The sequence below is a fragment of the Acinetobacter calcoaceticus genome (genome assembly GCF_051947995.1).
In the GTDB taxonomy this organism is placed as follows: domain Bacteria; phylum Pseudomonadota; class Gammaproteobacteria; order Pseudomonadales; family Moraxellaceae; genus Acinetobacter.
The window spans coordinates 65,235-77,061 of record NZ_JBLVVH010000011.1 but is presented as its reverse complement, the minus strand read 5'-3'; the positions used below and the strand labels follow the sequence as shown (position 1 = coordinate 77,061).

The 11,827-nt window shown below is 43.3% G+C and carries 11 protein-coding genes; 3 read left to right on the top strand and 8 right to left on the bottom strand.

Annotated elements, in window-relative coordinates; translation table 11 throughout:
- Nucleotides 1-12: 12 nt before the first annotated feature.
- The 5 genes from ACNQO6_RS16540 to ppx are packed head-to-tail and all read right to left on the bottom strand — an operon-like array spanning nt 13 to nt 5,137.
- Nucleotides 13-582 carry a YggT family protein gene (locus tag ACNQO6_RS16540; RefSeq protein WP_440209689.1) on the bottom strand — a complete coding sequence of 190 codons (570 nt, stop codon included), beginning with the start codon at nt 580-582 and terminating at the stop codon, nt 13-15.
- A 16-nt stretch (nt 583-598) separates the two neighbouring features.
- A complete protein-coding gene (proC, locus tag ACNQO6_RS16535) occupies nt 599-1,438 on the bottom strand; it encodes a pyrroline-5-carboxylate reductase (RefSeq protein WP_005228795.1) in 840 nt (279 codons plus the stop codon).
- Between the two features lie 15 nt (nt 1,439-1,453).
- On the bottom strand, nt 1,454-2,707 hold the full coding sequence (gene tilS / locus ACNQO6_RS16530; protein ID WP_440209699.1) for a tRNA lysidine(34) synthetase TilS: 1,254 nt from the start codon (nt 2,705-2,707) through the stop codon (nt 1,454-1,456).
- A 56-nt stretch (nt 2,708-2,763) separates the two neighbouring features.
- Nucleotides 2,764-3,588 carry an acetyl-CoA carboxylase carboxyltransferase subunit alpha gene (locus tag ACNQO6_RS16525; RefSeq protein WP_005228791.1) on the bottom strand — a complete coding sequence of 275 codons (825 nt, stop codon included), beginning with the start codon at nt 3,586-3,588 and terminating at the stop codon, nt 2,764-2,766.
- Nucleotides 3,589-3,616: 28 nt separating this feature from the next.
- Nucleotides 3,617-5,137 carry an exopolyphosphatase gene (gene ppx / locus ACNQO6_RS16520; protein WP_343578857.1) on the bottom strand — a complete coding sequence of 507 codons (1,521 nt, stop codon included), beginning with the start codon at nt 5,135-5,137 and terminating at the stop codon, nt 3,617-3,619.
- A 273-nt stretch (nt 5,138-5,410) separates the two neighbouring features.
- On the opposite strand from ppx, the gene trxA reads away from it, so the two are divergent.
- From trxA to ACNQO6_RS16505, 3 genes are all read left to right on the top strand, one after another.
- A complete protein-coding gene (gene trxA, locus ACNQO6_RS16515) occupies nt 5,411-5,737 on the top strand; it encodes a thioredoxin (RefSeq protein ID WP_343578856.1) in 327 nt (108 codons plus the stop codon).
- A gap of 329 nt (nt 5,738-6,066) precedes the next feature.
- Nucleotides 6,067-7,335: a transcription termination factor Rho gene (gene rho / locus ACNQO6_RS16510; RefSeq protein WP_004906752.1), complete on the top strand. Its 1,269-nt coding sequence runs from the start codon at nt 6,067-6,069 to the stop codon at nt 7,333-7,335.
- 387 nt (nt 7,336-7,722) lie between these two features.
- On the top strand, nt 7,723-7,959 hold the full coding sequence (locus tag ACNQO6_RS16505) for a hypothetical protein (protein ID WP_440209688.1): 237 nt from the start codon (nt 7,723-7,725) through the stop codon (nt 7,957-7,959).
- A gap of 100 nt (nt 7,960-8,059) precedes the next feature.
- Here ACNQO6_RS16505 and ACNQO6_RS16500 read toward each other — a convergent pair whose 3' ends face one another.
- From ACNQO6_RS16500 to pheS, 3 genes are all read right to left on the bottom strand, one after another.
- Complete coding sequence (locus ACNQO6_RS16500; protein ID WP_000126166.1) at nt 8,060-8,356, bottom strand: integration host factor subunit alpha; 297 nt, start codon at nt 8,354-8,356, stop codon at nt 8,060-8,062.
- Nucleotides 8,353-10,734: a phenylalanine--tRNA ligase subunit beta gene (gene pheT / locus ACNQO6_RS16495; RefSeq protein ID WP_440209687.1), complete on the bottom strand. Its 2,382-nt coding sequence runs from the start codon at nt 10,732-10,734 to the stop codon at nt 8,353-8,355. The genes ACNQO6_RS16500 and pheT overlap by 4 nt, the downstream gene beginning before the upstream one ends.
- Before the next feature lie 74 nt (nt 10,735-10,808).
- Nucleotides 10,809-11,789: a phenylalanine--tRNA ligase subunit alpha gene (pheS, locus tag ACNQO6_RS16490; RefSeq protein ID WP_005283435.1), complete on the bottom strand. Its 981-nt coding sequence runs from the start codon at nt 11,787-11,789 to the stop codon at nt 10,809-10,811.
- Nucleotides 11,790-11,827: the final 38 nt, after the last annotated feature.

The following is an 11,827-nucleotide window of genomic DNA, read 5'->3' as shown; positions in this document are numbered from 1 at the left end:
AATCAAACCTGCTTAAAGGCCCGTTAACAGAACTTTAGCCGCTTCATTCATCAGGATTTCAGCCACATAAAGTGCCAGAAATGCCAGAATTGGAGAAAGGTCAATCATCCCCATATTCGGTAATATACGACGGAAAGGTGCAAGCAAAGGCTCAGCCAGCTCCTGAATTACTTCAATATAAGGCGAGCGTGACTGGGTGAACATCACCACCCAACTCAAAATGATGGTGGCAAAAATCAAATAACGACAGAAACGGATCAAGTCCTGAATCATGGTCACAAATGTTGTGATGACCAAATACACTGCGCTGTGTGGCATCTGCCCTGATAAATACATCAAACCAAACATTTTCAGTAAATACAGCACCACCAACAACGCCACTGCCGCCAAATTGACACGGCCTTTACCCACTGTTGGAAAAATACGACTAAAAATATCTACAATCTTGGTTGCTTTCACTGTCGAAAGCACCACGGGATTGTATGGACTCACTGCCGCCAATTGCATTAAAAAACGGAAAAAGACCAATAAAATTGCAACATTGATCAAAACACCAAAAATTAGCGCAGAACTTGCACCCATAATTGTCTTATCCTACTTAAACCGATTTAGTCTTGTCACTCAGCTCTTGTGCAAGCTCTTGGCTACGCTTCTGAGCTGCTGCAAGCGCTGCTTGAATATTTTGTGAAATCTGGGCACGGTCAAACACCTCTAAAGCTGCTTGGGTTGTGCCGTTGGGAGAGGTCACATTTTTACGTAATTCTGCGGGAGAATTTGAACTGGTAATTGCCATTTGTGCCGCACCTAATGCGGTTTGCAAGGTTAATGCAGTTGCAACCTTTTCATCCAGTCCCAGATTTTTACCAGCGCGAATCATGCTTTCCATCAAATAGAAGAAATATGCAGGACCAGAACCCGATACTGCAGTTACTGCATCAATCTGTGCTTCATTTTCTACCCAGAGGGTCAAACCTGTCGCTGCAAGAATCTGACTGGTCAATTCACGGTCTTGTGCATCAACTGCTACAGGCGCATAAATCCCATGTGCACCCGTCTGCACCAGCGCTGGCGTATTCGGCATAACACGAACAATACGCTGACTGCCGCCGATCAAATCTGAAATGGTCTGAATTTCAGCCCCTGCAATAATCGAGATTACCAGTTTATCTGACAATAGGCCTTTTAATGGTTGTAATACCGTTGCCAGTACTTGCGGTTTTACTGCTAATACCACAACATCGGCATGCTTGATTGCTTCAACATTCTCAGTCGTGGTCTGAATTCCTTTTTCTTCCAATACGTGACGAATTTGCTCTACAGGATCAGAAACGGTAATGCGTGTCGTAGGTAATCCACGAGAAAGTAAGCCACCAATCAAGGCCTGGGCCATATTACCGCCGCCAATAAAACAAATATTTTTATTCAATGCTGTCGCCATGTCCTACTCGTCATATCAAAAAGACTGTTGAAAAGTACAGTCAGAAATTAAACTTGGTTGCCAACCACCTTGCTCTACATACTCAGATTGCGCCAACCAAAAACCTTTTGGGCTAAAAACCCCAAGCATAACATTATCCACGACTAATATTTGAATTGTATGACGTAACCAAGGCAAAATCTGTGCTTCCTGAATGGCTTTTTTCAAAGGCCAATGTCCAACACGGCCATAAAGATGAATTTTTTCCCCCCCCTGTCGTTTAAGCAACGTTAACTCTCGTCCTAAAAGCCGAGATGAAAGACCAATTTTTTGAGTTTCAATCTTGAATTGTCCAGCCGCGACCTCGACAGTTTGCCCAATTGCATAGTGTTGTAATACGACATTGGCAACCGACATCTGCTGTTGCGCATACAGTTCATCATGGCTTAAACGATATAATTTTTTCTGATAGCGCACATAATAATGCGGGTGAATATGCAAGCTTGCCTGTGCATCAGCTTTGGCCAGAATGACCTCATTTTGCAGGCGCTGCACCATAGCGTAACTTGGACGATATTGATCTGTGCCTTTAATCCAGGCGGATAATAGCTGCCGTTGTCGCGCAGTTGAGAGTTGAGCCAGTTGGGATAAATCCAGTTCACGATCTGTTGCGCAATCTTGCCAGTCTTGCTTCAATACATCATTGAGGATTTCCGCAGCATCTTGCATCAGATAACTGCTGCGTGCCACAGCGGCCTGCATTTTAGGGAAGCGCTGTTCTAGCATCGGCCATAATTGTTCCCGACACCATGCCCGATCATAATGGGTATCGTGATTGGTAGGATCGGTAACATAGTCCAAGGCCAGTTGTTGTGACCATTGCTCAATCTGTTCCCGACTCAAATCCAAGAATGGTCGCCAGATGGTCATATCCTCTCGGATATCGAGCTGTTGCATAGCAGCGAGTCCAGTGACTCCTGCCCCAGAAAATAAACGCAATAACAGCGTTTCAGCCTGATCTTGCTGATGATGGGCTAAAACAAGAATTTCATTGGACTGTAAATGCTGCTGATAAGCTTGATAACGCGCTTGGCGCGCTTGCTGTTCCAAATTGCCTGTCGCAACATCTACTTGTTGAATAATATACGGGATATTTAAGGCATCTGACTGCTGCAGAACAACACGGCCCCATTCAGCACTCATTGTTTGTAGTTGATGATCAACATAAATGGCACGAACTCGATGTGGAAATATTTCAGCCATCAGATACAGCAACAGCATGGAATCCATGCCGCCGCTACACCCAATCAGGAATCGGGTTTGTTCAGAAAAATGCTGTGTTTGTGCTAAGACGCGATGCCTAAATTGCTGCTGCCAAACTTCATTAAACGTTGATAACGTGCGTCGCATCGTTCCTGGGCATCCATCGGTTGCAATTCATCTAGTGCTTGTTTTAACACATCTTTCAAATCATGCATGACTTTTTCAGGTTGCAAATGTGCACCCTCACCTTCATCCACCACATATTCCACAATACCCAAAGCTTTCAGCTTGTCTGCGGTTAAAGCCAGTGCCTCACTTGCTTGCGCCGCTTTGTCAGCAGTTTTCCACAAAATAGAGGCACAACCTTCAGGTGAAATCACGGAATAAATACTGTGCGACAGCATAATCACACGATCAGCCACACCAATACCCAAGGCACCACCTGAACCGCCTTCACCTAGTACAGTGGCAATGACAGGAACTTTTAAGCTTGAAAGTTGCGCTAAGCTGGTTGCAATCGCTTCAGCCTGACCACGTTCTTCTGCCCCGACACCCGGATAAGCACCCATGGTATCCACAAAAGTAAAGACAGGTAAATTGAAACGCTCAGCCATATCCAGTAAACGCTGTGATTTACGATAGCCTTCCGGGTTACACATACCGAAGTTGTGTTGTAACTTTTCACGGGTACTGCGACCACGATGTTGACCCACCACCATCACGGGCTGTCCGTCAAAGCGTGCCAGACCACCAATCATGGCACCGTCATCACCAAATAAACGGTCACCATGAAGTGCATCAAATTCAGTAAAGATTTCACTGACATAATCTAGAAATTGCGGACGTTCAGGATGTCGTGCAATTTGAACCGTAGCCCAAGCCTTGGACTGAGTCGCTTTATTTTTCATAAGTCAAGAATGGTCCATAATAATATGGTTAATCAACAAATTTGTCTGACTGAATATTTAACTCAATGTCCCAATGCTTAAACTGCACTTGTTCATCATGCAGGTCAGCAACCAATAAAGGCCATTGTTTAGCATCGCCAGATACGCTTAGTTGCCATTGTTGATCATTTACAACACTCAGTTCAATGGCAGGAAGCATCTGATCACTACGACTATGGTTCAGCAAAACCGCCAGACGAAGCAATAAACAGAGATCAAGTAAATGGTTACCACCGACCTTTAAAACGTCATTTTTTGCATCTGCGCGTAACTTGCGGCGATGATGTGAAACCAGATGAGACAAATGGTTTTGATCAATTTGCGAGAAGCCTGGGATATCCGAATGCTGCAATAAATAAGCACCATGACGATGATAACCCGCATGACTAATTGCCAGACCAATTTCATGCAAATAAGCAGCACGACGCAGTAAGTCACTGTCTTCTGTAGTTAAATTCAGTGCCTGTGCCACCCCATCAAACAATTGCTGAGCGGTATTGACAACACGCTCGGCCTGTTTTGGATCGGCATTGTAACGGCCCATTAAGGCTTGCACACTACGGTCACGAATGTCTTCATGTTTGAAACGCCCCAGTAAGTCATACATGACCCCTTCACGTAACGCACCGTCAGAATATGCCAATTTGTCGATATCTAAAACTTCGAAAATGGCGAATAAAATCGCAAGCCCAGCTGGCAAAACTGCTCGACGGTCTTCACGTAAACCTTCGAAATCAATTTCAGAGATATGTTTAAATTTCAGTAAACGATCTTTTAACTTATAAAGGCCATCCCGGGTCAGGTTTTCCTGCTCATCACTTAAACCGAGATTAACTGCAATCTGGCGACAAGCCTTGATCGTTCCACTCGAACCAACAACCGTGTCCCAGCCGACAGATTTATAGGTATTGGCAATACCTGACATTTCTTTACGTGCTGCAACAACCGCTTTATCAAATGCTTTGCTGCTAATCTCGCCGTCAGCGAAATAGGTTTTGCTATACGCCACACATCCCATCTGTAAAGATTCGGTATGCAGTGGCTCAAACTCCTCGCCAATAATAAATTCAGTTGACCCACCACCAATATCCACCACCAGACGACGACCACCATTGGCCATGGTATGTGAAACACCCAAGTAAATCAGACGCGCTTCTTCACGACCGGCAATGATTTCAATCGGTTTGGGTAAAATTTCTGCAGCTTTCTGGATAAATTCATGACCATTTTTTGCCTGTCTTAAGGCATTGGTCGCGACAATTCTTAAACGATTCGGTTGTACCGAACTTAAACGTCCGACAAAACGGGCTAGACATGCCAGTCCGCGCTGTTGTGCTGCTTCTGTTAAATTCTTATTTTCATCAAGCCCAGCTGCTAACTGTACTTTTTCTGACATTGAAGCGACTTTCTTAACTTCACCATGATCAACACGAGCAATTGCAAGATGGAAACTGTTCGATCCCATATCAATCGCAGCAAGTAACTCTTCATCAATCAGAAAATCAGACATTATTCATATAAACCCATGCTCAATTCACGCATTAGAGTAATTCACATGCTTACAATTTTAAAGTCATTTTCATCAATAAAAGTGAGCTATTTCTGCTTTTCATGCATAAATCATTGTAGAAGTCGATGATCGACATCGTCAGCATCCATTAGACTTTTCCTTTTCAAACTTGAATAATCAGAACAAACCCTTACATTGAGTAAAGTAGCAATGTAATATTCATCGTGATGATGAGCTAATTCGCACTTTATTCCTTAAATTTGGAGCAACCTTATGTCTGCGACTATTGTTAATACCACTGATGAAAACTTCCAAGCAGATGTTCTAGATGCTGAAACGCCTGTACTTGTTGATTTCTGGGCTGGCTGGTGTGCACCATGTAAAGCAATTGCACCTGTTCTTGAAGATCTGTCTAATGAATATGCAGGAAAAGTAAAAATCGTTAAAGTTGATGTCACTTCATGTGAAGATACTGCGGTGAAATACAATATCCGTAATATTCCAGCATTATTGATGTTTAAAGATGGTGAAGTTGTTGCTCAACAAGTGGGTGCAGCCCCTCGTTCAAAACTTGCCGCTTTTATTGACCAAAACATCTGATACAACTGTTCAGTTGTCAGTACTCGAAATACATGATTAGATGAATCGTGTATTTCGAGTTAAAAATTGACAAATCCCCTGATTTCATCTATATTTCTAGATCAAGAAGCTTTGAATGGAATCTACTTCATTGCGCTTCTTACAAGACACAAAACATAAGATCGCCGCTCGGCAATAAACAATTGTTTTCACATTTCTCTCTGAAACAATGAACCAGACTACTGAATTGTGGTTGTGTAAATACAATTACATCAGCATGTATGTATGCGGTCGATTTTTATTCTTTCCCTAACGTAGTCCTCCACTTATTCCATTCTGTCTGACCACTTATGAACTTAACTGAACTCAAGAAAAAACCCATTGGCGAACTCATTAAAATTGCGGAGTTTATGGGCCTTGAAGGCATGGCACGTAACCGTAAACAAGATATTATTTTTGCCATTTTAAAACGCCATGCCATGAATGGCGAAGAAATCTTTGGTGATGGTGTTCTCGAAATTCTTTCTGATGGTTTTGGCTTCCTACGCTCTGCGGCTGGTTCATATTTAGCTGGACCAGATGACATCTATGTCAGTCCATCACAGATCCGTCGCTTTAACTTACGTACGGGTGACACCATTACCGGTACAATTCGTCCACCAAAAGAAGGTGAACGTTATTTTGCCCTATTAAAAGTTAACCAGATTAACTACGACACCCCTGAAAACTCACGTAATAAAATTTTATTTGAAAACTTAACTCCCCTCTTCCCGACAGAACAGTTAGTAATGGAGTTGGGTAATGGTACAACCGAAGATTTGACAGCACGTGTAGTCGATCTGGTTGCACCGATTGGTAAAGGCCAGCGTTCAATCATTGTTGCACCGCCGAAAGCCGGTAAAACAATGCTATTGCAAAATATCGCGCAATCCATTGTCCGCAACAATCCTGAAGTGTTCTTGATCGTGCTTCTGATTGACGAACGTCCGGAAGAAGTCACCGAGATGGAACGTACTGTTCGTGGTGAGGTAGTGGCATCGACCTTCGATGAGGCCCCTGCCCGCCATGTTCAAGTTGCTGAAATGGTGATTGAAAAGGCCAAGCGTCTGGTTGAGCATAAAAAAGATGTGGTGATTCTGCTGGATTCGATTACCCGTCTTGCCCGTGCATACAACACCGTGATTCCATCCTCAGGTAAAGTATTAACCGGTGGTGTGGATGCGCATGCATTAGAACGTCCAAAACGTTTCTTTGGTGCGGCACGTAATATTGAAGAAGGTGGCTCACTCACCATTATCTCAACTGCTTTGATTGAAACAGGCAGTAAGATGGATGACGTGATCTACGAAGAATTCAAAGGTACGGGTAACCAAGAGATCACCTTGGATCGCCGCATTGCAGAGAAACGCGTATTCCCTGCAATGAATATCAAGAAATCGGGTACCCGCCGTGAAGAACGACTCATGAGTGAAGAAAATCTGCGTAAAGTCTGGATTCTACGTAAGCTCCTTCACCCAATGGACGAGCTTGCTGCAATGGAATTCCTCTTGGATCGCATGAAAGAAACCAAGACGAATGATGATTTCTTTGATCAAATGAAACGAAAAGCATCGACCTAAAGTCTGATAAAAAGCTACCTTAATGGTAGCTTTTTTTATTTGGTTGACATACTTACATAATATTTACATTTCTTTAAAAAAGTTACCAAAAACACTATTTCATTGATTTAATTATATATTTATAAAATAACTTATTTAATTTCCGCAACTTACCGATTTAAAATTTATAGTTCATAGTTATTTTCTATCAAAAAACAGCCAAATTTTGCCCATTTTTGTCGTTTTGTTGGACAGAACAGTAGTAATTCATGAATTGCTTTGATAGGATAGCCTCAGACCAGTTAGGCTGCTCCCTGCGTTGTTACCTAAAGCGTTTAGGAATAATAAAAGCACAAACAGACTAACTTAAGGTTTTTTTTAATCTCACAAATTTATGAGAGTGATGCCATGTTATTCAAAAAATTCGCTGTTGTTGCTGCTATTGCTACTACTTTAGCTTTCGTTGGTTGCTCTAAGAAAGAAGCTCCAGCTGCTGACGCTAACGCTGCTGCTTCTGAAGCTGTAGCTGCTGCTTCTGAAGCGACTGTTGCTGCTTCTGAAGCGACTACTGCTGCTGTTGAAGCTACTGCTGCTTCTGAAGCTGCTCCAGCTGCTGCTTCTGCTCCAGCTTCTGCTGCACAATAATCTAGTTTTAGATTATCGAAAAAAGAGAACCTTACGGTTCTCTTTTTTTATGCCTGAATATTGCAAAGTACACATAAAACACAAAGATAAAAAAAGCAGATCAATCGATCTGCTCATTTCCAACACGTTGTCTAAATTTCTGACCCGCTCGGAACGTTACCACGCGACGGGCAGAGATCGGAATCTCTTCACCAGTCTTTGGATTACGTCCTGGACGTTCACGTTTGTCACGCAACTCAAAATTACCGAACCCAGAAAGTTTGACCTGTTCACCCGCAATCAATGCCTGGCTGATTTCGTCAAAAAATAACTCGACCATTTGTTTTGCTTCGCGGCGATTTAAGCTAGTCAGCTCACTTAAATGGTCCGCCATATCTGCTTTTGTTAATGCTGTCATGAGGCCCTCAATGTCGCTTGGTAAGTGTCTTCCAACACTTGAATAATGTTATCCATACCAGATTTAATTTCAGCATCTTCAAGCGTACGAGTTGGATGTTGCCATAACACTGCAAAAGCGAGAGAGCGTTTGCCTTGTTCAACCCCTTGCCCCGTATACACATCGAACAACCATGTCGAGTCGAGTAACTCTCCACCAGTTTGCTCAATTAACCGCTGAATATCTCTTACCTCAATATTATCAGAGATTAAAAGCGCAATATCACGTCTAACCGATGGAAAACGTGATAATTCTGTAAAATTAGATACATAAGATTGCAAAACTGCCTGCTGATCTAGTTCTGCCACCCAAGTTGTACCCAAATCGAGTTCACTTTCCAAAGATGGATGTAAACGACCGAGATAACCAATCGACTGCCCAGCCACTAAAATTTCCGCAGACTGGCCTGGGTGTAGCCATGCGCGTTCACTACGGGCAAACTCAACACCAATACGGCCTGCTGCCAGAATCTCTTCAACTTCACCTTTAAAGTCAAAGAAATCCATGGCCTGAGGTTTTGCATGCCAAGACTCTGGTACACGTGAACCAACCGCAATCAAGGCCAATGTCGGGATCTGTTTCAGATCATGAATACTTTGTGCATTCTGATAGTCAAAACGCAAACCTAACTCAAAGAAACGTACACGTGGCTGTTGACGGTTTAGGTTGTACTGTACACAAGGAATCAAGCTTGATAGCAAGGTACTGCGCATCGCAGCCAGATCACTTGAAATCGGGTTTGCCAGCATCAATGGCTGTACCGCTGGATTCAGCTGTTTTTCCAGTTTTGCATCGGCAAAGCTAAAGCTGATCGCTTCTTGATAGCCCAATGTTGCAATCGTTTGACGTAATTGCGCAATTTCAAAACGGTCTTGATATTTCTCTAACTTGACATCAATTTTTGGCAAACTGATTTGAATATTGTCATAACCATCAATACGTACCACTTCTTCAATCAAGTCTTGATAAATCGCCATATCATAACGATGTGAAGGTGGGACCACACTCCACTCACCTTCAGCAATTGCGGTTACAACACAACCCAGACGCGTTAATGCATCAACAATAAAATCACCCGCTACTTGATATCCAAGTAACTGATCAACTTGCGCCTGTTGCAATACAATCGCTTCACGTTTTGGCAATAAAGCCGCTTGCTCAGCAATCGTGATCGGGCCAAATTCACCGCCAGCAAAGGCCTGAATCAATTCAGAAGCACGGTGCATGGCAATCATTGGCAGTTCAAAATCAACCCCACGTTCATAACGTTGAGATGAATCGGTATGCAAGCCAAAACGACGTGCACGACCGGCAATTGCTAACGGCGCAAAGAAAGCGCTTTCAAGGAAGATATCTTGTGTATCATCGGTTACCGATGAGTCCAGACCGCCCATGATACCGGCAATGGCCAAGGCTTTCTGATCATCAGCAATCACCATGATGTCATCTTGCAGCTCAACTTCCTGATCATTAAGCAACATCACTTTTTCTTTAGGCTGCGCTTGACGAACCTGAATTGGACCTTCGATTTTCGCCAGATCAAAAGCATGCATCGGTTGACCTAACTCAAGTAATACATAGTTAGTGATATCCACCAGAATGCTATGTGTACGAATTCCTGAACGTGCTAATGCCTGCTCCATCCAGTCTGGTGTTGCTGCTTTGACATTGACATTTTTAACAATACGCCCCAAATAACGTGGCGTACCTTCAGTCGTGATCGTCACCGCTTTTTCATCAGTGATGGTCGCAGCAACTGACTGAATTTCAGGCTCATTCATCTTTAACTGATTAATGACTGCAATTTCACGTGCAATACCACGGATACTGAAACAGTCACCACGGTTTGGGGTAATACTGATATCAATCACATTGTCATCAAGTTTTAAATATTCACGGATATTGATGCCCACTGGCGCATCAGCGGGTAATTCCAATAAACCGTCAATCTTGTCTTCTAAATCAATTTCAGAAGCGCCGCATAACATGCCATGTGATTCAACACCACGCAGTTTGCCTTTTTTAATTTTAAAATCACCGGGTAATACCGCCCCAACAGTGGCAACAGGCGCTTTCATGCCCACGCGGACATTCGGTGCACCACAAACGATTTGTAATGGCTCACCTGAACCAATATTCACCGTGGTCACACGTAAACGATCCGCATCTGGATGCTGCTCAACCGTGAGTACTTCACCCACAACCACACCGGTAAAGGGTTTCGCCACAGGCGCCAACTCATCCACTTCCAGACCAAGCATGGTTAACTGATCAGATAATGTCTCGCTATCAATTGCTGGATTGACCCAGGTACGTAACCAATTTTCACTAATTTTCATTTTATTAAAAACCTATAAATCTACTTTTGTTCCCCTCTCCTTTTAGGAGAGGTTAGGGAGAGGTCCAAATCTATCTAGGCAAACTGGCGTAAGAAACGCACATCATTTTGATAGAACATACGCAAATCATTGATGCCATAACGCAACATTGCAAAACGCTCTACCCCTAAACCAAAGGCAAAACCTTTGTATTTATCAGGATCAATGCCTGCAGCACGGAGTACATTTGGATGTACCATGCCACAACCTAAAACCTCTAACCAACGACCGCGCTCATCCATGATATCCACTTCAGCACTTGGCTCTGTGAATGGGAAATAAGACGGACGGAAACGTACTTTCAAATCTTTTTCAAAGAATTCATTAAGTAAGTTAATCAACAAACCTTTTAACTCGGCAAAGCTGGTGTTCTCTGCAACATATAAACCTTCGATCTGATGGAACATCGGCGAATGGGTTTGATCCGAGTCACAACGGTAAACACGGCCTGGACACACAATACGAATCGGTGGCTGACTGGTTTCCATGGTACGAATCTGCACACCCGATGTATGAGTACGTAATAAATGTGTTGCATCAAAATAGAAGGTATCGTGCATGGCACGTGCCGGGTGATGCCCAGGAATATTTAAGGCTTCAAAGTTGTGATAGTCATCTTCAACCTCAGGACCATGCGCGACCTGGAAACCTGCTTTAGTAAAGAACTGGCAAATACGCTCCTGAACCTGAGTCACAGGATGAATACTGCCCATGCGCTGACCGCGGCCTGGCAAGGTAATATCAATGGTTTCACTTGCCAGTTTCTTTGCAAGTTCCGCTTGTTGTAATGACTGTTGACGCTCGGTCAAAGCGCTATTGATTGCTTCACGAACAGCATGGATGGCAGCACCTTGTACTTTTCGTTCTTCAGGATCCATCTTTCCAAGTGCTTTCGACTGCTCTGCAAGCTGGCTTTTTTTCCCTGTAAATTGCACACGTACTTGGTCGAGTGCAGCAAGGTCTTGAGCCGCTGCAATGGCAGCAAGCGCTTCAGTGGTCAGGGCTTCCAGTGACATAGTAACTCTCAAAGCAACAAAATATAGAAATATAAGAA

Coding starts and splice junctions, on each gene's coding strand:
- pheS (WP_005283435.1), bottom strand. CDS start 11,789: ATGTCACTGGAAGCCCTGACCACTGAAGCGCTTGCTGCCATTGCAGCG.
- pheT (WP_440209687.1), bottom strand. CDS start 10,734: ATGAAAATTAGTGAAAATTGGTTACGTACCTGGGTCAATCCAGCAATT.
- ACNQO6_RS16540 (WP_440209689.1), bottom strand. CDS start 582: ATGGGTGCAAGTTCTGCGCTAATTTTTGGTGTTTTGATCAATGTTGCA.
- ppx (WP_343578857.1), bottom strand. CDS start 5,137: ATGTCTGATTTTCTGATTGATGAAGAGTTACTTGCTGCGATTGATATG.
- rho (WP_004906752.1), top strand. CDS start 6,067: ATGAACTTAACTGAACTCAAGAAAAAACCCATTGGCGAACTCATTAAA.
- proC (WP_005228795.1), bottom strand. CDS start 1,438: ATGGCGACAGCATTGAATAAAAATATTTGTTTTATTGGCGGCGGTAAT.
- trxA (WP_343578856.1), top strand. CDS start 5,411: ATGTCTGCGACTATTGTTAATACCACTGATGAAAACTTCCAAGCAGAT.
- ACNQO6_RS16505 (WP_440209688.1), top strand. CDS start 7,723: ATGTTATTCAAAAAATTCGCTGTTGTTGCTGCTATTGCTACTACTTTA.
- ACNQO6_RS16500 (WP_000126166.1), bottom strand. CDS start 8,356: ATGACAGCATTAACAAAAGCAGATATGGCGGACCATTTAAGTGAGCTG.
- ACNQO6_RS16525 (WP_005228791.1), bottom strand. CDS start 3,588: ATGAAAAATAAAGCGACTCAGTCCAAGGCTTGGGCTACGGTTCAAATT.
- tilS (WP_440209699.1), bottom strand. CDS start 2,707: ATGGATTCCATGCTGTTGCTGTATCTGATGGCTGAAATATTTCCACAT.